Source organism: Klebsiella variicola (assembly GCF_000828055.2).
In the GTDB taxonomy this organism is placed as follows: Bacteria; Pseudomonadota; Gammaproteobacteria; order Enterobacterales; family Enterobacteriaceae; genus Klebsiella; species Klebsiella variicola.
Genome location: NZ_CP010523.2, coordinates 222,615 through 245,394, shown reverse-complemented (window position 1 = coordinate 245,394; position 22,780 = coordinate 222,615). Strand labels below are relative to the sequence as shown.

The window sequence follows — 22,780 nt, the reverse complement described above, 5'->3', positions numbered from 1 at the left end:
GGCTTCCTTATTTTTTCTCTGCAAACTCTGCCAGTAACGGCCAGCGCTTCAGCGCCGCATTCAGCTGCTCGCGCCGGGAAATATCATGATAATCAATATCCGGCAGGGAAAATGCCCGGCTTAGCGCCAGAAAATCATTTTGAAAGGTGTACCCCAGCGTGGCGTCCGTGGGTACTGCAGGATCTTTTGCTGGCATATCTCTGTCCGTTTGAAATTTATTATTAAACCAGAGGACGAATACAGCGCATCCTTAAAAGCAGGTGTACATGCTAAAACTGATGACCTTTAATTTCAATGTTAGGTTTACTCTGCCGGTTTCGCTAGTAAACTTATCCAGTGTCAATCAGGGCGCACGAGGGATGCCGTGGATAGTGTATTTACTTTGGGTATTTCATCATTATGGGATGAAGTGTGCCATATGCCGGTCGGTGGGGTATGGTGGCTCAACGTTGACCGTTATACCGATGCCGTCAGTCTGTTTAATCAGACGCTGGCCGCGCAGGCGAAAAACAGCAAGATCGCCGCGCTGGTAATGGGAGACAAACCTAATAATATCATTTCATTAGATAATGAAGGTGGCCCGGATAATATCGCGCTGTTCACCCTGCCGAATCGTCCGGAAGCACTGGAAGAAATACATCGTGATTTAGTCTGCTCCCTCGAACCTGGCAATTACTTGTTTATTCTGCTATGCGCTGAAAATACCTGGCAAAATATAAATAAGGATAAGCTATGCGCCTGGGTGGAAAAGACCAGCCGCTGGGCGCAATATCACCGTTGCGCGTTCCTGGCGATCAATTCCGCCCAGGATATCGATCGACAGCTCACCCCATTATTACGCGAGTACCGTTCCCTTTCCGGCCTGGCAAGTATTCGTTACCAGGGTGACCGACATCTCTTTGATATTGCCTGGTGGGGAAGCGACAAAGGCATCAGCGCCCAGCAGCAGCTGATGGTGCAACGCGATGATGCCGGCTGGCGGCTGGCGCAGGAGACGGAAACCAGCGTTCAGCCACGTAGTGATGAGAAGGTGATCCTCAGCAATATGCGCGTGCTGGAAGGCGCCCCGCCGCTGTCGGAATACTGGACCCTGTTCGATACCAACGACGAGGTCTTCAACGCCGGGCGCACCGCACAAGCGGCCACGGTACTTTTCTCCATCACCCAGAATACGCAAATTGAACAGCTGGGCCGCTATATTCATACCCTGCGTCGCCAGCGCGGTACGGCGCTGAAAATTATTGTCCGTGAGCAAACGCCCAGCCTGCGCGCGACAGATGAGCGGCTACTGCTTAGCAGCGGCGCCAGTCTGGTGATCCCCAGCAGCGCGTCGCTCTCCCGCTGTCTGACGTTGATCGAAAGCGTGCAGAACCAAAAATTCTCCCGCCATATTCCGGAGGATTTCGCCACGCTGTTGACCTGGAGCCAGCCGTTAAAGCTGCGCGGCTATCAGAAGTGGGATGCTTTCTGCGAGGCGGTACAGAACGTGATGGCCAATACCCTGCTGCCCGCCGACAGCAAAGGCGTAATGGTGGCCCTGCGCCCGGCGCCAGGGCTGCGCGTTGAGCAGGCGCTGACGTTATGCAAACCCAACCGGATGGGCGATATCATGACCATCGGCAATAACCGGCTGGTGCTGTTTTTGTCGTTTTGCCGGATCAATGACCTCGATACCGCGCTAAACCACATTTTCCCGCTGCCGACCGGCGATATTTTTTCTAACCGCATGGTGTGGTTTGAAGACAAGCAGATCCTCTCGGAAATCGTGATCATGCGCGGCGTCGAGCCGGCGCGCTGGAACACGCCGCTGCCGCTGTCGGTGGGTAAAAACGAGACCATCAACGCCACCCACGATGGACGCCACTGGCGACGCTACCCCGAGCCACACCGGTTAACCACCCGCGAGGAGCAAGCCTGATGATGTCTATCGCCGATATTCTGCAACTGGTGGTGCTCTGCGCCCTGCTGTTTTTTCCGCTGGGCTACCTGACGCGCCATTACCAGCGCCGTATTCGCACGACGTTAAGATTGATGTTCTTTAAACCCCGTTACGTGAAACCGGCAGGCGTATTACGCCGGGGAGCCACGGTTAAGCAAGGCAAAGCGAACAAATGACAAACACTAAACCGACCGCGACACCGCTTCCGCTCTGGCAGTACTGGCGCGGCCTTGGCGGCTGGAACTTCTACTTTCTGGTCAAATTTGCCCTGCTGTGGGCCGGGTATCTCAATTTCCACCCGATGCTGAACCTGGTGTTTCTCGCCTTTCTGCTGGTGCCGATCCCGCGCGAAAAGCTACACCGTATCCGCCACTGGATCGCTATTCCGCTCGGCTTCGCGCTGTTCTGGCACGATACCTGGCTGCCCGGTCCGGAGACGCTTCTTAGCCAGGGTTCGCAAATCGCCGGCTTCAGCGCCAGCTATATCTGGGATCTGATCGTCCGGTTTATTAACTGGAGCATGGTCGGCGCCTTCTTTGTTTTACTGGTCCTGTGGCTGTTTATCAGTCAGTGGCTGCGCGTCACCGTGTTTGTCTCCGCGATGGTCGTCTGGCTGGCGGTCAGCCCACTGCTGCCGGCCTTTACCCTGTGGCCCGCCGGTCAGCCCACCACGGCCGCCGCCACGACCGCGCCGGCCAATACCGGGGCCAACGCCGCCGCTGGCACCGCGACCAGCCCCGCCAGCAGCGATATTCCACCGCAGACCGAGCCGCCGACGTCAGCCAATCTCACCAACTGGCTGAACGGTTTCTATGCCGCCGAGCAGAAGCGCAAAACGCCGTTCCCGGACCAGCTGCCGGCGGATGCCCAGCCGTTTGACCTGCTGGTGATCAATATCTGCTCGCTCTCCTGGTCGGATATTGAAGCCGCCGGTCTGATGGACCATCCGCTGTGGAAGCATTTCGATATTGTCTTCAAAAACTTTAACTCCGCGACCTCCTACAGCGGCCCGGCGGCGGTGCGCCTGCTGCGCGCCAGCTGCGGCCAGCTGTCGCATACCAACCTGTATCAGCCGTCCGGCGCCGATTGCTACCTGTTTGAAAACCTGGCGAAACTCGGCTTCAACCAGCAGCTGATGCTCGGCCATAACGGTCTGTTCGGCGACTTCCTGAAAGAACTGCGTTCGCTGGGCGGCATGCAGAGCCCGCTGATGGACCAGACCGGGTTGCCGGTCAGCCTGCAGGCGTTTGACGGCTCCCCGGTGTATGAGGATCTGGCGGTCCTCAACCGCTGGCTGAAGACCGAAGAGGCCAGCAGCAATCCGCGGAGTGCCACCTTCTATAACACCTTGCCGCTGCATGACGGCAATCACTTCCCGGGGCAAAGCAAAACCGCAGACTACAAAGTGCGGGCGCAGAAGCTGTTTGATGACCTGGATAACTTCTTCACCGAGCTGGAGAAATCGGGGCGGAAAGTGATGGTGGTGGTGGTGCCGGAACACGGCGGCGCGCTGAAGGGCGATAAGATGCAGGTCTCTGGCCTGCGGGATATCCCGAGCCCGTCGATCACTAACGTCCCGACGGCGGTAAAATTCTTCGGCATGAAAGCGCCGCATGAAGGGGCGCCGATTATCATCGATCAGCCCAGCAGTTACCTGGCGGTGTCGGAGCTGGTGGTGCGTGCCCTCGACGGCAAAATGTTCAGCGAGGACAGCGTCAACTGGCAGCAGTATGTCGCAAACCTGCCGCAGAGCGCAGCGGTGTCCGAAAACGCCAACGCCATCGTCATCCAGTATCAGGGCAAGCCTTATGTCCAGCTGAATGGCGGTAGCTGGGTGCCTTATCCGCAATAAGCGACAAGGCCGCCCAAACTGGCGGCCTTACATCGTGAGACGTTCCCATTCTCCCTTCCCCACCCGCATGCCTACGGGCGGGGAAGGCGGCAAATCAATCACCGTCTCTAACGCTGATCCTGTTTCGCCAGCCAGACCAACTGCTTGAGGCTGGCAGAGTAATAATCATCCTTGTCGTCAATCTGCGGCGCCTCCTGCGGTTCACCCAGCGTCAGATCGCGCACCGCCAGCAGACCGCCGGCCATATACCAGGGGGCCACCTCGTTGGTGCTGACGTTGATCCACGCCGGGGTTTGCAGACGCGGGTAACTCTGCATCCAGGCCTTCCACGGCGCGAGCAAAGCGCTTTGCGGATCGGCCCACGAGAGATACAGCGGGATACGAATCGCATCGAAACTCATCCGCGGCGGCCACTCTTTGGCTGGCAGCATCTTGCCATCCGCCCGCAGCGCCACCCAGTCGCTGGGCAGGTGTAATTTCCCCCACCCCATCTGCCCCAGCAGCGCCTGTCCGTCGGTCTGCAATGTCCGCCAGGCGGTCAGATGCGTCCGCTCCGCGAAGGCGCGCCAGGCCGGAAAGATGAAATAGGAGGGATTAAGGTTCAGATGGTCGTTGAGATTGAACCCTTTCACGCCCGGGAGCATCACCTGACGACCGGCGAAGGTCACCACCGTATATTTCAGCAGGGAGGCGGTGATGGCATCCGAGGCAATCGCGTAGCGCTTGTCCTGCCACTGCTTTTGCGCACGCAACAGCGCCCAGGCGATCAGCGTATCGCCATCAGAGGCGTTGTTTTTATCGGCGATAGGGTCCGGTGCCACCGGGTTATAACGCCAGTAAAACAGCCCGTTAGACTTATCGCGCAGGGTGCTGTCCGTCCACTGCCACAGCTTGTCGAACGCCGGGCGATCGTTATTCGCCACCGCCAGGAGCATGGCAAAGCCCTGACCTTCCGTATGCGACACATTGCCATTGGCGGTATCAATGATACGGCCGTCCGGCATCATAAAACGGGCCTTATAGCGCTCCCAGGCCGTATCCGCCCACGCCCGGGGCACCAGCATCACTGCCGTTGTCACTATCACCGCCACTAAAGCACGCAGGGGCATACATTCACTCATTATGGATGGTAGTAAAGAAACTGAACGTCAGAGACAGAGAACACCCGCTCACGTTGTAAAACGACATGAGCACTGCCTCCCTGACTCTGCAGCCAGCGAGAATATAACCCCTCCAGTATGGCACAGAACGCGTTGCACCAGCGCACGCGTCCCGCGTCGTCCCGGCTGACCGGCAACGCCTGATGGCGCAGGCGCAGGCCATCCTCACCGACATCAATCGTCACCACGCCCCAGTGGAAATGGGTCAGCAGCCGGTTGATATTCGCCTCCAGCTCTCCCACCGTCTCCGACGCCGGCAGCGGATGGGTCTCCGCCAGCGAGGCGCCCATCTGACGCAGGAAGGGCTGGCTTTCCAGCTCGCCGGCATTATTTAACATACCTTCGACCATAATAACCAACAGATCGAACCATCCGGCAGGCGTCTGCTGCTGCTGGAACCAGGTCGTGACCACCGGGTTATTGTTCTCCGTCATCATCAATGATCTCCCAACATATAGCGGATATAGAGCCCGGCGGTGCTTTCGTTATAATCCCCGAAGGTGTCATAGCCAATCTGGCCCCCCAGCGTCATCTGTTTGTTAACCTTGTAGTCCGCCCCGGCGCGCAGGGTATAGCCGATGCCGCTCTTCGAGGTCGCGGAATAGTAGGCTTCCTTGGCAAACCCATTGCTCACCGCCGTCTCCAGGGTCTGCTGCCACTCCGAATTGGTCGGGAAATAGGCGCTCTTATCCTGACTGTAAGACTGGTAGCCCACCGAGCCGCCAAGCTTCATGGTCCAGTTATCATATTTCTCCGTCAGACTGACCGGCAGCGACACGCTGACATAGTTTTGCGGGCTAAAGTAGCCCCCCTGGCCATAGGTGAAGTAGCTGAGGTTCTTGGAATAATCCATATAGCTCATGCTCAACCCGGTCTGTAACTGGCGGTATTCGTCATGATAGGGCCGCAGATAGACCCCGGCATTGGCGTTAATGCTGGTGTTGCTGGCGACGTTCTGCCCCAGATAGCTGTATCCGCCACCGCCGACATAGAAGCCCGCGTCGCCGTCGTCATAGCTCAGCTGCAGGGTGCCGCCGTTTTTCGTCACCTGCCCCCAGGTTTTACCGGAATAGGCGTCTTTCAGACCAACGTAAGAAAGCAGGCTGTCGGTCAGTGAGCGGCGTTCGCCGGTCAGGATCAGCGACAGGTAGTTGCTCAGCTTAGGCGACCATTTCACCCCGCCGACAACGGTATTGAGATCCTGGCCCAGCGGCGTGCTGCCAATATCGACGCGATAATCGTCACCGCTTAACGCCAGCGCCAGCTCGACGCCGTTAGCCTTCTGCGAATCGGTTGAGCCGCTGGTCTGGTCAACGTTCGGCTTACGGCTGGAAGAGGCCAGATAGCTGGCGACCTGTCCCGAATCATAGCTCCCGAGCTTCGCCAGATTTTCCATCCCGCTGCTGGTGGTCGGATTGAAATCTGCCGCATTCAGGGTGCCCAGGCCGCTTAAGGCTTCGGCCCCCGGATTGCTGGCAAAATAGGCCGTCCGCTCCGCCTCGGTCATCGAGGCGATCGCCGCCTGCTCGCTGGTGGCGGTACTCACCATATTGGAGACCGCGTTAGCCAGCGGGTTGGCGCCGTAGCGACGCCAGGCGTCGCCGCTGGCGGTTCCGGCGTTCAACGACACCGGGGTGACGGTAAAGTCAAAGCGCGAATCGCCAAATGGCGAAGAAGACCAGGTCAGCGGCGTCCGGAGCTCCGTCAGCTTGCTGGTACCCGATTCGCCGTCGCGCCCGCGCACGTCCATACCGCCCTGCAGCCAGCTGCCGGTTTTCTCCTGCAGCGACTCCATCATGGTGTCCACCTGGCGCAGCATCCGCGTCTCGGCGGTGTCCACTGGCAGATCGGGGCGCTGGATCCCCGGCAGCGTGGAACCGGGCGCGGCGGCCGACTGGGCGACCTGCCACGGCATATACTGCCCGTAGGCGGAGGCCGTTCGCGTCGGCGCCGACGTTTGCGACACGCCGATGAAGGGGTTATCCGCCGCCAGCACCCCGCCGACGGTTGGCGTTTCGCTGCTGTTGGTGCTTTGCATACCCAGCAGTTTGCCGCGGGCGCTACGCAGGTAGGTCATCGCCTGCTGATGATGGCCCTGCGCCTCTGCGACTCTCGCCAGCAGCAGTAAGCGATCCGGGGAGTTATCCTGGCGCAAGCCGCCGGCCAGCTGTTCGGCGCGATCGTTATTCCCCGCCGACAGCGCCACGTCGATGGCCCCGGCGCGCGCATCCTGGTTCGGCGTATCGCGCGTCATCAGGTAGTCATAAACCACCCCGGCCTCTTTATTCATTTTGCCGCTCTGGTACAACCGCGCCATCGCGAACATCAGATCGGTATTCTGCGGGTCGCTTTGCATGGCGCGGATCAGCTTGTCATACGCCGCGGCGTAGTTGCCCTGCTCACGCAGGCGATCGGCTTCGTTGATCACATAGCCATTGCGAATGCTCGCCAGCTGCGTCGGCGTACTGCTGGCCTGCAGCTGCGGATTGCTGAGCAGGTTCTGCGCCTCGCCGGTCAGCCCGGCCTGGTTCAGCACCGCAATCTGATCGGCGTAATCACCGGCGTTGCCGGACACCCCGCTGCTGATATTGTTGCGCACCAGCGAGACCGCGGTAGTCAGATCGCCGCTCTCGGCCAGCAGCCGCGCCAGCTTGCCGGCGTCCGCCGGGGCTTTCGGCGGCGTGGAGGCCATCGCCCGCAGGGTATTGCTGGCGGCAGTGCGGTTGCCCTGCGCCAGATAGTTTTCGGCGGTCGCCAGCTGCAGGTTGTAGTTCACCCGCTGGCGTAAATCGCGCATGTCGCTGGTCTGGCTGCCGCCGGGAATGCGCGCCAGCAGCGTCTGCGCCTGCTGCCAGGCGCCGTTTTCGCTGGCAAACAGGGCGGCGGCATACAGCGCATTGTTGCTGGCGCCCGGGCGATAGGCCGCCGACATCAGCGAAGAGGCCTCGCTACCGTTACCCGATTTTTGCAACAGCCGGGCCAGATCGAGGCGCAGCCAGGGATCGTCCGGATAGCGGGCGACGCCTTCGCGCAGAGTGGCAATCGCGCCGCCTGGATTACCGCTGCTGACCTGCGCCTGGGCCTGACGGCGCACGGCATCGCCCGGCATACCGGCCACCACCCGAGGCTGCAGTTTTTGCTGCAGGCTCTGGGGGAGCGTCTGCAGCATCGCCTGCGCCTCGGCGGATTTATTCTGCTCGCGCAGCACGTAATAGAGGTTTTCCCGCCCCGCCGCGTTCTGCGGATCGTCGCTTAACAGCGAGCGTAGCGTTTGCTCCGCCTGGGGCAAATCTTTGTTATGCCGCAGCACATCGGCGCGGAACAGCTTCGCCGAGGCGCCCCGCGCCCCGCTCTGCTGCGCCAGCGGCGCGGAGAGCGCCAGCGCCTGGCTAATATTGCCCTGCTTATAAGCCTGCTGAGCCTGCGCCAGCTGGCCGTAGAACAGCGCATCGGCCGCCTGCTGACGACGGGTCGCCGAGGCGTCGCCGCCGAGATCCGCCGCCCGGCTCAAATACTGTGACGCGGCCTGGTAGTCGCCGCTGCGCTGCGCGATATAACCCATGCCCGCCAGCGCATCGGCATCCTGCGGGTTGGTCTGCAGCACCTCTTCAAATTGCTGCTTCGCGGCGGCGGTATTGCCGCTGTTGAGATTGGCATAGCCCTGGCCGCGCGCCTGACCGCTGCGCCGTTCGCGAAAGTAATTCTGGACTTCACTATCCTGCGGATGCCGCTGCATCCAGGTATCGTAATACTGCTCATCCCCGGCCTGCGGGCCCAGCCAGAGCAGCGCCTGACGCAAGCCGCTGTCCGCCTCTTTATTGCCGCTGGCCATCGGCTCAAGCAGAGCGATCCCTTCCCGGCGGGTCTCTTCCCGCCAGGTTAAGGCTTTGCCCAGCGCCACCCGCGGGGCGTTCTCCTGCGGATGCTGGGCCACGTACTGGCGCAGTTCGCTGATGGCCTGCGGATAAAGCGATTTGTCGCTGGCCATGGTCAGGTAATATTCCGCCGCCAGCCCGGCAGGCGGCGTATTGCCATTAAACATGCTGCGCCAGGTCGCCAGCGCCCCGGGAATATTGCCGCCGCGCGCCTGCTGGCGGGCCAGGCTGAGCTGCCCCTGCGGCACCTGCGACATCTTTTTAGCGTTGTCTAAATCCTGCAGCCCCGGGCTGTCCGGCGCCGCTTTCGCCAGCCGGGCGCGCCACTGCGCCGCCGCCTGCATATCGCCACCCTGCTGCGACCAGAGCGCCATCAGATACAGCGCCTGGGTGTTATTGGCATCGACCGAAAGCACCTTCTGCAGCGACTCCATCGCCAGTTCGTCATGGGATTTCTCATGCCAGTAGTTGGCCTGGGCGAACAGCGCCTGCAGCGCCGCGTCGTTACCTGCCGCCAGCGCGCCGCCAGAAGCACCGAGAGTCAACGCGCCGGTGAGGCAGAACGTCGTGAGCCGGCGGGAGGTTTTCATCGTTATTGTTATCTTTCTTTTCATTAGTTATCCCCCGAACCCAGACGCTTACGGGCATGACGTTTAAACATCGCGGTCAGCGCCAGTCCCATTATCGAGGTGGCAATCAGCCCCAGCACCGCCAGGAAACCGGAATGCTGGCTGGCATACCAGACAGCCATCATGTACCACGGCATCTGACCACTGGGGAACGGCGTGCTGACCTGGAAGCTGCGCACCCCGTTATCACTGGTGATCACCGCGGTATCGCCACGGATCCCGGCGTTGATACGCGGCGAGTCCAGATCGGTCTTCAATCGCGCCAGCTGGTCATCATTGCTGGCCATCGCCACCACCACCAGGCGAGTCGCGTTCCACGGCGAACGATAGCTGATGAACCCGCGCCAGGCGCTGCTGGACGAGAAGTAGCGATCGGCATCGAGGCTGGCCGAGGTCCAGTCGCCGGTGAGCCGACGCTGCACTTTTTGCCACAGGTCAGGCTCACGGACGCTCAGTGTGTTATCCACCGGACGATACGGTGAATCAGCCAGCAGGCTCTGGTTAAAGGCCTGCTGATCGAGAGCGGTGACTGCCAGCACGTCACGTTCGCGCAGCGACTGCAGATCCGCGCCACCGGTCGGCATCCCGAGCACGACGCGGTTATTCGCCAGCGCAGTGCCGGTCGCATTTCCGGAGCGCGCCGCCAGATTCAGCAGGGTGGCCACCTGGGTCTCAGACGGGTCCGCCGGCAGCATAAGCGTCGTTTGCGAATAGTCCGCCAGTCGCGAGAAAGGGAATGAGGCGCCAACGAAATAGGAGAGGTTTGGCAGCAGCGAGAAGTGTCGCGTTTTGCTCAAATCAATCCAGGAATCGTCAGTGATCCGGCTCTTGATATTGTTATTCAGCAGTACCGAGCACGGAACATCATCCTTCGGCACCACATTGAAGTACATCGACAGCTGGTTATCGCCGTAGATCAGATAGGGCGCCAGCGGGATGGTAAAGCGCTCCTGGCGCGCATCGCCCCCGAGGTGGCGCCAGACTTTCTCCAGCGGCCCCTGCTTGTTCATCGCCAGGTTATTGAGGAAGGTACCGTTGAGCGTGACGCTCAGCAGGGACTTGTCCTCATTAATCCAGCTTTCCGATGGGAAGCGGTAGCCAACCTGTAGCGGGATCGTCTCGCCATCCCAGAGATAGAGGTCGGGCGCGGCGCGAAAGGCGATACGTAAAGGCTCATGCCAGACGCCGCTGACGGTCGGGCTTTGATCCTTACGCAACAGTTCGCTGAGCCTGACCGGACGATCGGTGGGGATCCAGCGCGGCGCATCGTACGCTTTACCAACCGGGATGGTCTGCGATTCGACATCCAGCGTCGCGGTTTGCGGGGCGAAGTTGCCGCGGGTCAACCGCCAGGCGGCCATGCGCAGCGCCATATCGTTTTTACCGACAATCAGCAGCAGTTTGTAGGCCGGATTGGCGGGGTTGGCGATGATGCGCAGCAGCGGTTTATCGGTTTCCGGCAGCGTCATGCCGCCCACCTGCTCGCCCGGATGGCCAATCACAATACCATGGCGTTCCGGCAGGCGATCGCGCAGGGCGCTGAAGGCGATGCCACGATAGTCCGCCTGGATACCCAGCCATGAAGAGACCAGCGCCGCGGCGCTGAAGACGTCAGCTGAGGGCTTCGCCCCATAGGCGACCGCGATGTCCGCCGGGGTCATCTGCATGCTGTCAAAGAAGGGACGCGGGAAGTGGCTCAGGTCGTCGCTGATGTTCAGTTGCTGGCTTTCCCAGCTGAAATGCGACGTGGGCAGCACCGTCACCCGCGATGAATCATGAATGTCACGCTGGCACTGCAGGGTATCGCCATCGTTGATCTTCACGCTCAGGTTATTGCTGGAGACCATCAGCGCAGGCGGAATATCCAACTGATAATGGGAGACATCCTCGCCATCGGCACCCAGCGGCAGAGTGCCGAGGGGCTGACCGTTGAGCATCAGCTGCAGGGTGGCGTTGCGGCTCGCCATTTCCGGCGATACGCGGACGGCAAGGCTGAGCTGGGAATGGATCACCACCTGGTCGGAAGGCAGCGTAAAGCTAACGCCCCCCTGCCGCTGGCCGCCGCTGAGGATAATGCCGTCCGGCATCCCCATTTGCGCCAGATTCAGATCGCCTCCCCAAACCGGGGCAACGGGGATGACATCGGGCGCAACCGTGTCGCTCACCGGCGGGGTTACTGCGGGCATCTCAGGCACAGGCGTTGTCAACGCCGCATCGCCTGCGGGGGCGGGCGCTACCGCTGGCGTGGCCTCTTCCGGAGCGGCCGCCGGAGGTTCGTCACCGGGCTCATTGTCCGCCGCGCCGTTGAGCTGCGGAAAACTCAGCGGGGCTGAAGCGCCGGCAGCCGGCTCTTCACTGTGCAGCGCAGGCGCAGAGAACATCCCTGCCAGCAGCGCCAGCGTCGTTAATCGCTTCATAACGTCCCATCCTCCTGCGCCGTTTTCGCCACAGCCGTCCGGCTGCGCTGGCTGCGACGGGTTTTCCACGTCAACCAGAACAGTTCGAACACGCAGCGCAAAATGGTGAAGAAGGAGCGGAACGGGTTATCCTGCGGGCGTGGCGGATTAATCCAGGCATCCGCGCGGGCCAGCACCACCCGCACCAGTTCACGGCGGCGCGAGAGAGGAATATCTTCATCAAACTTGAGGCGCAGGAAACGCTCGTCTGAGGTGACCAGCTGAGCCGGAATGGAGATAGCCCCGGACTGCAGGATCAGCTCAATCTCTTCGATATCATCCTCCAGATGGCGCATATCCGGCGCGGCCACGCGGCAGCCGCCCATCGACAGGTCCGCGGTATGGCTGCGGGAAACGATACCGCTGGCGTAATGGATCACCACCGGAATGTCGACATCGATACGAATGGTTTTTCGCACCTGCCGCGTTTCGCGCGCTACGGCAATCGCCGCCAGCAGGAAGATCAGGCTGTAGATCCCCCACCCGACGTTGAGGGCGATAACGTTGGGATCCGAGCCAAAGTAGTCATGGCCTATCGCCCGGACGATGCCGACGACCACCCCCAGGGCCAGCAGGCAGGCCACCACCAGATGCGGGCGCACCACGGTGAAATCGAAGTAACCGACGTCAAGCAGCCCGCCCTTATCGGTAACGTTGAATTTGCCGCGTTTGGGGAAAATCATCGTCACCAGAGTCGGCAGCACCAGGTGGAAGGCCAGCACAATATCGTAGATCTCCCCCCAAAAGCTGTAGCGATAGCGGCCGTTCATTCGCGAACCAACGTAAATAGCGAGGAACAGATGCGGCAGGGCATAGGAGACAATCAGGCTCGCTGAAGAGTAAATAATATTGAGGTTAAACAGCAGATAAGCCAGCGGGGCGGTGACAAACACCACCCTCGGGAGCGCGAACTGGTAGTAGAGCATGGCGCTCAGGTAGCACAAGCGCTGCTGGAAGGTCAGGCCGCGACCAAACAGGGGATTATCGACGCGAAAGATCTGCGTCATCCCGCGCGCCCAGCGGGTTCGCTGGATGACGTGCACCACCAGACGTTCGGTGGCGAGACCAGCCGCCAGCGGAATATCGAGAAAGGCCGACTTCCATCCCAGACGCTGAAACTTCAGCGCCGTATGGGCATCTTCGGTCACCGTTTCGACGGCGAAACCGCCGATCTGCGCCAGCGCCTCGCGGCGGATCACTGCGCAGGAGCCGCAGAAAAAAGTGGCGTTCCAGTTGTCGTTCCCCTGCTGAATCGGGCCATAGAACAACATCCCTTCGTTCGGGATGTTACGCCCGACGGAGAGGTTACGTTCAAACGGGTCCGGGGAATAGAAGTAGTGCGGCGTCTGCACCAGAGCCAGCATCGGATCTTTCAGGAAACCGCCGACGGTGGCCTGCAGGAAGACGCGCGTGGCGACGTGGTCGCAGTCGAAAACGCAAATAAGCTCCCCGTGGGTCAGGGTCAGCGCATGGTTAAGGTTCCCCGCTTTGGCGTGCTTATTGTCGTTACGGGTGATATAGCCCACGCCGACGTCGGCGGCGAACACGGCAAACTCACTGCGTTTGCCATCATCCAGAAGATAGATCTTCATTTTATCTTTTGGATAATCAATGCATTGTGCCGCGAGGACGGTATCGCGCACCACCTCCAGCGGTTCGTTATAGCTCGGAATATAGATATCGACCGTCGGCCACTTGCTCATATCATCCGGCAGCGGAACAATGCCGCGCTTCAGTGGCCAGACCGTCTGCAGGTAGTTAAGCAGCAGCATCACCCAGATATAGACCTCCGCCAAAAAGAGCCCCATCCCGAGAATAGCTTCAATGGAGGAGTTGAAGTGCAGGGTCTGCGTGAGGCGAAAATACATATAACGCGTGGACATCAGCAGCGACGTGACGACCATAATGACCGATACGCTGCGGCGCTTGCTGAAGCCCATCAGAAAGAGAATACCGATACTTAGCAGACCAAAAATATACTGCTTTTGGCTGTCCATCGGCGTGATCACCACCAGCACGGCGACGGGAGACAGCACCAGCGCCAGCAACCAAAAAAGAGATTTTTTCATTCAGCAGCCCTGCAATAAGTTAAAGCCCTGACATGCGTGGCTGGCTGTGCACCGTGCCATCGCCAATGTGGATACCCAACAGCGAAGATATTTTTTTAGCCATGATTTCAATATCAAAGGCCGCTGCGGAGGAGGCGTTGAAGTCCAGGATCGACTTCTGCGAGGCATTAGCCTCTACCACGCTTTCATCACGATGGATCACGCCAAGCAGCCGCTCGCCCAGTTTCTCTTCCATCAGGCTGGTGACGTCCCGGCTGACCTGGCGACGGCTATCGCTTTGGTTTATGACGAAATAGTGCCCGTGCTTGTGATTCAGCGCCCCGCCGGTCAGGCGCTGCTTTTCCACGTGCGCCAGGGTCGACATTGAGGCGGTATCCGCCAGCAGCGGGATCAGATGCAGATCCGCCAGCCCCGTCAGGGCCTTCAGCGCCGGTGAAGGCCCTGGCGGCATATCGGCGATGGTGATAAGCCCGGGATAATTGAGCAGCGCCGACAGACCGCGCTGGAGAAAATGGTCATTGTGGGTCAGTTGCTCATCAAACGCCTGACGCTGCGCTTCGCTCACTTCGCCGTAAGGCAGGACGAAAATATTGCTGCCGGCGCTCAGCACACACTGGCTCCAGTCATGCAGTTCCAGCGCCTTCGCCACGTAGCCCCGCTCATCGCTCAACGGCACGCCAAAATGCAAACGCAGCGCATTCTGGACGTCAAAATCCAGCGCCAGGACTTTGCTGCCGGTCCGCGCCAGCGAATAAGCTAAATTGGCCGCAAGGGTCGTTTTCCCCACGCCACCTTTCGGTGAACAGACGCAAATCAACGGCATGTAGCGATCCTTTCCAGAAGAGATTTCAAAGGCTGGTCTTTATTTTTCGCCACCGGCTCCGCGGTTTTTGCCGCGAACAGGTGGGCATAGTTGTCGGCGCCCGGCGCAGGCCGCGGGGCCATCCTCGGCGGCGGGGACATCACCGGTTCAGGTACTGGCGTCGCTGCCAAGGGCTCTGCCGTCATCGCCGGCGCCGGAGCGACAGGTTCCGGCATTGCAGGTTCTGCGACCGGCAGTGGGATCGCGGCAATAACTGGGGGGACTGGCGCAACCGGAGGTGATGCTGGCGCGGCGACCACAGGGTCGACACGCTGGAAGAGATCCGCAGGCACGGGCTGCGGCAGCGGCGCGGAGACCGACCCTCCCAGCGCCAGAGAAGCGGGTTTCCCGGCGTCGGGATTCAGCTGATTGAGGATCGCCCAATCCCCATGTTCCCGCGTGGCGGCTTGCGAAGAAAGATCCTGAAATTTGAGGTTTTGCGTCCGCGTTTTTTCTTGAAAGCGCTGCAGATCATCATAATGGTTCATTGATAACCTCATGATTTTAAAAATTTCATATTAAGTTTGTTGTTATTTTCTGGGTATATTAAAAATATCGTGACGCTTCTGGTATGGCAGATAAAGCGCCGGTGGTGACGTACCAATACACACGATTGACAGGGTTATAATAGTTTAGAATTTGATTTTTGGGATGATTCCACGGCAGAAGTATCGCTACACTAACACTTCCCTTTCAGAAGGATAGCCCCATTTTTTAGGTATGCGTACATCCTTAACCCCCGCAACCATCGCGCTTCCCAGTCGTTTTTATATAAAAGTATTACGCCATGATGAAATCATAGCGTCAGTTGAACGAAAGAATAAACCTGAACCATTTTAATTTCTCTTTAATTCTATAAAAATGGACTGAAAGGCTTATTTTTTCGGATAATCGACGAAGAATGCTCCGAGAGTATGGCAGAAACTGCGGTAATAAACGGTGTTGCCAGGTTTCCTCTCCGGCGGAAGAGAAACTCCCGGTCCTGGGACCGGGAGTGTGCCATCAGGCGTGGGGTTTTTGCGGATTCTCATCCTGATCGACGGCAAAGCAGGCTACCAGCTGGCCGCCGTAATCCTTAAGCTGCGGCTGAAGCTGGGTGCAGGGACCAAAGCGTCGACGGCAGCGCGCGTTAAAGGCGCAGCCCGGCGGTGGGTTCAGCGGGCTCGGCAGTTCGCCGGTCAGCTTGATCCGCTCGCGCCGATCGTCCGGATTCAGACGCGGCGTCGCCGACAACAGCGCCTGGGTGTACGGATGACGCGGATTGTTGAAGATCTGGTCCTTGGTGCCCTTCTCCACGCAGCGGCCGAGATACATCACCATCACTTCATCAGCGATGTGCTCGACGACCGACAGGTCGTGGGAGATAAACACGTAGGACAGCCCTAAATCCTGCTGCAGATCCATCATCAGGTTCAGCACCTGGGCACGTACCGAAACGTCCAGCGCGGAAACCGGCTCATCGGCAATCACCACGTCCGGATCCAGCATCAGCCCGCGGGCAATAGCGATACGCTGACGCTGACCGCCGGAGAACATATGCGGGTAGCGATCGTAATGCTCGGTTTTCAGGCCGACCTTCGCCATCATCGCCAGCGCTTTTTCACGGCGCTGCTCTTTACTCAGGCTGCTGTTAATCAACAGCGGCTCTTCCAGAATCTGCCCCACTTTTTTACGCGGGTTTAGCGAACCATACGGGTTCTGGAACACAATCTGGATTTTCTGCCGCCGGAGCTTCTGCGCCTGCGGGTCGTGCTTAAGCAGATCCTGCCCCTGATAATACAGCTCACCGCCGGTGGGGATCTCAATCATTGTCAGCAGACGACCGAGGGTCGATTTGCCGCAGCCCGACTCTCCCACCACCGCCAGCGTTTTACCACGCTCAAGGGTAAAGGAGACGCCGTCCAGCGCTTTCACCAGTCGTTCCGGGGCGAATATTCCCTTCTTCACCGGGTAGTGTTTTTTCAGATCAATGGCCTGCAACAGCGGTTGTTGCGTGGCGGCCTTTTGCGTACTCATAATCCAGGCCTCCCGGCATCATCGAGTGGGTAGTGACATTTAGACTGACGGCCGCCGGTAAGATCCGCGAGCGCGGGCTCTTCGCTCCGGCATTTATCCGTGGCATAGGGGCAGCGCGGGTTCAGCAGACAGCCGACAGGACGGTCATATTTCCCCGGCACCACGCCCGGCAGCGACGCCAGACGCGCCTTATCCTGGGCGAACTCCGGCAGCGCGCGCAGCAGCGCCTGGGTGTACGGATGACGCGGCGCGCGGAAGATATCCTTCGCATCACCGGTCTCCACCACCTGACCCGCATACATGACGATAATTTTATGCGCCGCCTCGGCCACCAGCGCCAGGTCGTGGGTGATCAGCACCAGCGCCATATTCTCTTGCTGCTGCAACTCCAGCAGCAGCTCGATGATCTGCGCCTGAATAGTCACGTCCAGTGCGGTGGTCGGTTCATCGGCAATCAGCAGTTTTGGCCGACAGGCAATCGCCATCGCGATCATCACGCGCTGACTCATCCCGCCGGAAAGCTGGTGCGGGTAAACGTCGAGCCGCGACGCCGGATCGGGAATGCCCACCAGGTTCAGCAGGTCGATGGCCCGCTGACGGCGAGTTTGCTTATTGCCGCCCTGATGAACTTTGATCGCTTCCATAATCTGGTAGCCGACGGTATAGCACGGATTGAGGCTGGTCATCGGATCCTGGAAGATCATCGCCACTTCCGCCCCCACCAGCTGACGCCGCTCTTTTTCAGAGATGCGCTGCAGGTCGCGGCCATTGAACTCCAGTTTGTCCGCCATCACCCGGCCGGGATAGTCAATCAGGCCCATAATCGCCAGCGAACTGACGGATTTACCGGAGCCGGATTCACCGACGATGCCAACCACTTCACCCTGCTTCACGCTATAGCTGATGCGGTCTACGGCGCGGAACGGCGCGTTCTCATCGCCGAAATGCACCGATAATTTATCTACATTTAATAACGCCATCTCGAACCTCTTACTGCTTCAGTTTGGGATCGAGCGCGTCACGCAGACCGTCACCCATCAGGTTAAATGCCAGCACCGTCAGCAGGATCGCCACGCCCGGGAAGGTCACCACCCACCAGGCGCTTTGCGCGAACTGCAATACGTCGGAGAGCATGGTGCCCCACTCAGGCGTCGGCGGCTGCGCGCCCATGCCGAGGAACCCCAGCGCTGCCATATCGAGAATGGCGTTAGAAAAGCCCAGCGACGCCTGAACGATCAGCGGCGCGAGACAGTTGGGAAGAATATTGACGAACATCTGGCGCATCGCGCCGGCGCCCGCTACGCGGGAAGCGGTCACGTAGTCGCGGTTGACCTCCACCAGCACCGCGGCGCGCGTCAGACGCACATAGTGCGGGAGCGCCACGAAGGTTAGCGCCAGCGACGCGTTGACGATAGATGGCCCGAAGATAGCCACCAGCACCAGCGCCAGCAGCAGGCTCGGCAGCGCCAGCATAATATCGACGACGCGCATAATGATGGAATCCACCACCCCGCCGAAATAGCCCGCCACCAGACCGAGCACCACGCCAAGGATCAACGACAGGACCACCACCAGGCAGCCCACCAGCAGCGACAGGCGGGCACCGTACATCAGACGCGACAGAATATCGCGGCCCACGTCGTCGGTGCCGAGCAGATGCGCCAGGCTGCCGCCATCCTGCCAGAACGGCGGCGCCAGCAGCGAATCACGGAACTGATCCGCCGGGTTATACGGGGCGAGGAAGTTGGCGAACACCGCGATGATAATCATCACCGCCACGTACACCAGACCGACGACCGCGCCTTTGTTGCGTTTGAAATAGTGCCAGAACTCCTGCAACGGGGTCATTGGCACCGGTGCAGCAATCGCTTTATTCTCAGTAACTTGTGACATGATGGCCCCTTACTTCTTATGCCGGATACGCGGGTTCACCACGCCATACAGCAGGTCGACCAGCAGGTTGACGAGGATAATCATCGTCGCCACCAGCAGCACCCCGCCCTGCACCACCGGATAATCGCGACGCTGCAGCGCGTCGATCAGCCAGCGGCCTAAACCAGGCCATGAGAAAATGGTTTCCGTCAGGATGGCGCCCGCCAGCAGCGTGCCCACCTGCAGGCCAATGACCGTGACCACTGGCAGCATCGCGTTGCGCAGCGCATGGACCACAATCACTCGCATCCGGGTCAGCCCTTTGGCGCGCGCGGTACGAATGTAGTCTTCGCCGAGCACTTCCAGCATCGACGAACGGGTCATACGCACAATCACCGCCAGCGGGATGGTGCCCAGCACGATAGCCGGCAGGATCATATGCATTAAGGCGTCAATAAAGTCGCCCTGCTCGCCCCAGATGGCGGTGTCGATCAGCATGAAGCCGGTCAGCGGCAGAGTATCGTCAAGGAACACCGTATCGCTGATACGCCCGGAGACCGGCGTCAGGTTCAGCTGCACCGAAACCAGCATAATCAGCATCATGCCCCACCAGAAGATAGGCATGGAGTAGCCGGTCAGCGCCAGACCCACGGCGGTGTGGTCAAAGATGGATCCGCGTTTTACCGCAGCCAGCACGCCCACCGGAATACCGACGGCGACAGCGAAAATCATCGCGCAAACGCCCAGCTCAAGGGTGGCTTTAAAGCGCGGGACAAACTCTTGCCACACGGGAATGCGGCTTTTCAGCGAGATGCCTAAATCGCCGTGCAGTACGCCCCAAATGTAATGGGCATATTGCTGCCACAGCGGCTTATCAAGGCCCATTTCGGCCAGCAGCTGCGCGTGACGCTCGGGGGAAATACCACGTTCACCCGCCATAATCATCACCGGATCGCCGGGGATCATATGGACGAAGGCAAAGGTGAGAAGGGTGATACCGATAAATGTCGGGATGACGAGTCCCAGACGTCGGAGAATAAACTGCAACATAACCCGGATTCTCTCTAGTGACGCCCCGCCTGGCGACAGGGCGTCTGTATTGCTCACAAAAGCATTCCCCGGAATAGCGGGAATACGCCCCCTACCTCTCCCGCAAGGGGAGAGGAGGTCAGGCATCGTGCTTATTATTCGACGGAGACGTTATCGAAGTGGTGTTTGCCCAGCGGATCCACCACATAGCCTTTGACTTCTTTACGCACCGGCTCATAGACGGTGGAGTGGGCGATGATCAGCGCTGGAGCCTGATCATGCATCACTACCTGAGCCTGTTTGTACAGTTCAATACGCTTGTTGTGGTCGTCGGTAGCGCGGGCCGGCTGAATCAAATCTTCAAACGGCTTATAGCACCAGCGCGAGTAGTTGGAGCCGTCTTTCGCTGCGGCGCAGCTGAACAGGGTCGCGAAGAAGTTATCCGGATCCCCGTTGTCGCCGGTCCAGCCCATCATTACGGTCTGGTGCTCGCCCGCTTTCGCCCGCTTCAGATATTCACCCCACTCATAGGTAACAATCTTGGCCTGGACCCCGACTTTCGCCCAGTCGGCCTGGATCATTTCAGCCATACGGCGAGCATTCGGGTTGTACGGACGCTGTACTGGCATTGCCCACAGGTCGATGGTGAAGCCTTTTTCCAGGCCCGCTTCTTTCAGCAGCTGTTTCGCCTTCTCCGGATCGTAGGTGTAGTCCTTAACGTCGTCGTTATAGCCCCACATAGTCGGCGGGATCAGGTTCTTCGCCGCCTGGCCTGCGCCCTGGTAAACGGCTTTGATGATCGCTTCTTTGTTCACCGCGTAGGTCAGCGCCTGACGAACTTTGACGTCGTCCAGCGGTTTCTTCTCGGTGTTGAAGGAGAGATAACCGACGTTCAGGCCCGGCTGTTCCAGCAGGGTAATGTTCTTATCTTCCTTCATGCGCGCGATGTCCGCCGGGTTCGGGTACGGCATCACCTGGCACTCATTTTTCTGCAGTTTGGCATAGCGCACGGAAGCGTCCGGGGTGATGGAGAAGACCAGACGATCGATCTTCGGCTTGGTACCCCAGTAGCCCGGGAAGGCTTTATACAGAATGCGGGAATCTTTCTGGTACTGCAGCAGCTGGAATGGGCCGGTACCGATAGGATTGAGGTCCACTTTTTCCGGCGTGCCGGCTTTCAGCATGTTATCGGCATACTCTTTCGACAGGATAGAGGCGAAGTCCATGGCCAGGTCAGCGAGGAACGGCGCTTCCGGGCGAGTCAGGACGAACTGGACGGTTTTATCGTCCACTTTCTTCACTTCGCTAATCAGGTCCGGTAACCCCATCCCTTCAAAGTATTCATAGCTGCCGCCAGAAACTTTATGGTACGGGTTATTGGTATTCTTCTGGCGATCGAAGGAGAACACGATGTCATCGGCGTTCAGGTCACGGGTGGGTTTGAAGTCTTTATTATCTTGCCACTTCACGCCCTGGCGCAGATGGAAAGTATAGGTTTTGCCATCAGGACTGACTTCCCATTTCTCAGCAAGCCCTGGAATAACTTCCGTCGTACCGGTTTTAAATTCGACCAGGCGGTTATAGATCGGTACGGAACTGGCGTCATAGGTGGTGCCAGAGGTGAAGAGCTGTGGGTTAAAGCCTTCCGGCGAGCCTTCAGAACAATAAACCAGGGTTTTCGCTTGCACGCTGGCGGCGACGGTCATGGCGACCAGGCTCAGACCAAGCTTCAGCATCCCTGATTTCTTCAAGGAAATACTCATTATTCTGCTCCAAAACTGTGATGTTGTTTGCATATATCCGCCGGACCTTTATTTATTTTTATTCGTCCTATTTCAAACAACGGATGCGTTGGCTGCGCTCGATCATCCCAGTCACATCGTTATCTATGCTCAGGGGAGCTCGTACACTTGCCGCCTTTCCGCAGCTCGAACTATTTAGAATATACCCGGTCCAGTCGGTGGTGCCCGAAGGCGTAGAGAGAGATGGGGATTCCTTTCGCAAAAACGACTGAGTTGCAGTACGGATTCTCCATGAAATGCCCCTCATGCCCTACAATCTGTCAACAGAATGGGGAAACGTCAATACAGCCAGCCGGGTTTTACATCCAGCGTGAGAAACGGCAGGCAAAGATTAAAAAAACTTCAAGGCGCTATTTTCAGCAGAGAAATTTATGCTACGGGTCAATAAGCAGAATAATGACCTTAATAATTTGCAACACGCAGAGGGAAACAATTCCAACAAATGAGAAAAATTTCTTGCCGTGTGACCAATATGTGAGCGATTAATAGCGCGAACGTTAAAGCGCACAGCGGAAAATGCTACATTTAGCCATAAGCTTCGCGAAAAAAGATCTGTTCATCGATAAAAAAATGCAATGGAAGATGTCACAAAATAGCGAATAGCTGGCTGGAAACGTGGGTAAAGTCGTTTATTGTGATTTTGGTGGAATTTTTGGCCAGTGGCGCACTGATGATGCCCGGCGGCGCTGCGATTGCGCGGGCCTACGGAACACAAGTCGAACTCTGCCCCCGGAGGTTCTCATCCTCACAGGCCTCAGATGCAAAAAAGCCTGCTCGTTGAGCAGGCTTTTCGAATTTGGTCGGTGATAGAGGATGACTCACCACTTCGTGGCTCGCCCTGCGGGCCGTTGCTGACGCAACGTTCTCTCGCTTCGCTCGAGTCGAACCTCCTGCCCCCGGAGGTTCTCATCCTCACAGGCCACAGATGCAAAAAAGCCTGCTCGTTGAGCAGGCTTTTCGAATTTGGTCGGTGATAGAGGATGACTCACCACTTCGTGGCTCGCCCTGCGGGCCGTTGCTGACGCAACGTTCTCTCGCTTCGCTCGAGTCGAACCTCCTGCCCCCGGAGGTTCTCATCCTCACAGGCCACAGATGCAAAAAAGCCTGCTCATTGAGCAGGCTTTTCGAATTTGGTCGGTGATAGAGGATTCGAACCTCCGACCCCTTCGTCCCGAACGAAGTGCGCTACCAGGCTGCGCCAATCACCGAATGCGGGGCG

15 protein-coding genes, 1 tRNA gene, 2 other RNA genes and 2 pseudogenes are annotated in these 22,780 nt (G+C 58.8%); 3 read left to right on the top strand and 17 right to left on the bottom strand.

Annotation, left to right across the window (positions count from 1 at the left end; genetic code table 11):
• Positions 1–7: 7 nt before the first annotated feature.
• Positions 8–196 (bottom strand): cellulose biosynthesis protein BcsR, encoded by a 189-nt coding sequence (gene bcsR / locus SP68_RS01120; protein ID WP_002921513.1) that lies wholly within the window; start codon positions 194–196, stop codon positions 8–10.
• A 168-nt stretch (positions 197–364) separates the two neighbouring features.
• Here bcsR and bcsE point away from each other — a divergent pair, with 168 nt between their 5' ends.
• Genes bcsE through bcsG form a run of 3 tightly spaced genes read left to right on the top strand, consistent with a single transcriptional unit; the run spans position 365 to position 3,791 of the window.
• Positions 365–1,918, top strand: a complete 1,554-nt coding sequence (gene bcsE, locus SP68_RS01115; protein ID WP_012540354.1) for a cellulose biosynthesis protein BcsE — start codon at positions 365–367, stop codon at positions 1,916–1,918.
• The gene (gene bcsF, locus SP68_RS01110; protein ID WP_008806912.1) at positions 1,918–2,115 is read left to right on the top strand and encodes a cellulose biosynthesis protein BcsF; all 198 of its coding nucleotides are present in this window, start codon (positions 1,918–1,920) and stop codon (positions 2,113–2,115) included. The genes bcsE and bcsF overlap by 1 nt, the downstream gene beginning before the upstream one ends.
• A complete protein-coding gene (gene bcsG, locus SP68_RS01105; protein ID WP_023298321.1) occupies positions 2,112–3,791 on the top strand; it encodes a cellulose biosynthesis protein BcsG in 1,680 nt (559 codons plus the stop codon). Before bcsF ends, bcsG begins: the two co-directional genes overlap by 4 nt.
• A 107-nt stretch (positions 3,792–3,898) precedes the next feature.
• Here bcsG and SP68_RS01100 read toward each other — a convergent pair whose 3' ends face one another.
• The 16 genes and pseudogenes from SP68_RS01100 to SP68_RS01025 all read right to left on the bottom strand — a co-directional run bounded on the left by SP68_RS01100 (position 3,899) and on the right by SP68_RS01025 (position 22,769).
• A complete protein-coding gene (locus tag SP68_RS01100) occupies positions 3,899–4,900 on the bottom strand; it encodes a family 8 glycosyl hydrolase (RefSeq protein WP_032733919.1) in 1,002 nt (333 codons plus the stop codon).
• Between the two features lie 11 nt (positions 4,901–4,911).
• A complete protein-coding gene (gene bcsD / locus SP68_RS01095; protein WP_008806909.1) occupies positions 4,912–5,388 on the bottom strand; it encodes a cellulose biosynthesis protein BcsD in 477 nt (158 codons plus the stop codon).
• Positions 5,388–9,440 (bottom strand): cellulose biosynthesis protein BcsC, encoded by a 4,053-nt coding sequence (locus SP68_RS01090; protein ID WP_040968936.1) that lies wholly within the window; start codon positions 9,438–9,440, stop codon positions 5,388–5,390. The genes bcsD and SP68_RS01090 overlap by 1 nt, the downstream gene beginning before the upstream one ends.
• Complete coding sequence (gene bcsB, locus SP68_RS01085; RefSeq protein WP_040968937.1) at positions 9,440–11,872, bottom strand: cellulose biosynthesis cyclic di-GMP-binding regulatory protein BcsB; 2,433 nt, start codon at positions 11,870–11,872, stop codon at positions 9,440–9,442. Before bcsB ends, SP68_RS01090 begins: the two co-directional genes overlap by 1 nt.
• Positions 11,869–13,980, bottom strand: coding sequence for a UDP-forming cellulose synthase catalytic subunit (gene bcsA, locus SP68_RS01080; protein WP_008806906.1), 2,112 nt, complete (start codon positions 13,978–13,980; stop codon positions 11,869–11,871). Before bcsA ends, bcsB begins: the two co-directional genes overlap by 4 nt.
• A gap of 19 nt (positions 13,981–13,999) precedes the next feature.
• Positions 14,000–14,792 (bottom strand): annotated as a pseudogene (locus SP68_RS01075) (cellulose synthase operon protein YhjQ/BcsQ).
• A 1-nt stretch (position 14,793) separates the two neighbouring features.
• On the bottom strand, positions 14,794–15,330 hold the full coding sequence (gene bcsO / locus SP68_RS01070) for a cellulose biosynthesis protein BcsO (RefSeq protein ID WP_040968938.1): 537 nt from the start codon (positions 15,328–15,330) through the stop codon (positions 14,794–14,796).
• 316 nt (positions 15,331–15,646) lie between these two features.
• Positions 15,647–15,820 (bottom strand): annotated as a pseudogene (locus SP68_RS28055) (hypothetical protein); the annotation flags it as partial.
• A gap of 24 nt (positions 15,821–15,844) precedes the next feature.
• The gene (dppF, locus tag SP68_RS01065) at positions 15,845–16,858 is read right to left on the bottom strand and encodes a dipeptide ABC transporter ATP-binding subunit DppF (protein WP_008806903.1); all 1,014 of its coding nucleotides are present in this window, start codon (positions 16,856–16,858) and stop codon (positions 15,845–15,847) included.
• Positions 16,855–17,838 carry a dipeptide ABC transporter ATP-binding protein gene (gene dppD, locus SP68_RS01060; RefSeq protein WP_008806902.1) on the bottom strand — a complete coding sequence of 328 codons (984 nt, stop codon included), beginning with the start codon at positions 17,836–17,838 and terminating at the stop codon, positions 16,855–16,857. The genes dppF and dppD overlap by 4 nt, the downstream gene beginning before the upstream one ends.
• A 10-nt stretch (positions 17,839–17,848) precedes the next feature.
• A complete protein-coding gene (dppC, locus tag SP68_RS01055; RefSeq protein ID WP_032733925.1) occupies positions 17,849–18,751 on the bottom strand; it encodes a dipeptide ABC transporter permease DppC in 903 nt (300 codons plus the stop codon).
• Positions 18,752–18,760: 9 nt separating this feature from the next.
• Complete coding sequence (gene dppB, locus SP68_RS01050; RefSeq protein WP_008806900.1) at positions 18,761–19,780, bottom strand: dipeptide ABC transporter permease DppB; 1,020 nt, start codon at positions 19,778–19,780, stop codon at positions 18,761–18,763.
• Positions 19,781–19,914: 134 nt separating this feature from the next.
• Positions 19,915–21,522, bottom strand: coding sequence for a dipeptide ABC transporter periplasmic-binding protein DppA (gene dppA / locus SP68_RS01045; RefSeq protein ID WP_012540345.1), 1,608 nt, complete (start codon positions 21,520–21,522; stop codon positions 19,915–19,917).
• 836 nt (positions 21,523–22,358) lie between these two features.
• Positions 22,359–22,491: non-coding RNA, RtT sRNA (locus SP68_RS01035), on the bottom strand.
• Between the two features lie 34 nt (positions 22,492–22,525).
• A non-coding RNA gene (locus SP68_RS01030) (RtT sRNA) lies at positions 22,526–22,658 on the bottom strand.
• A gap of 34 nt (positions 22,659–22,692) precedes the next feature.
• Positions 22,693–22,769 (bottom strand) — tRNA-Pro (locus SP68_RS01025).
• Between the last annotated feature and the right edge of the window lie 11 nt (positions 22,770–22,780).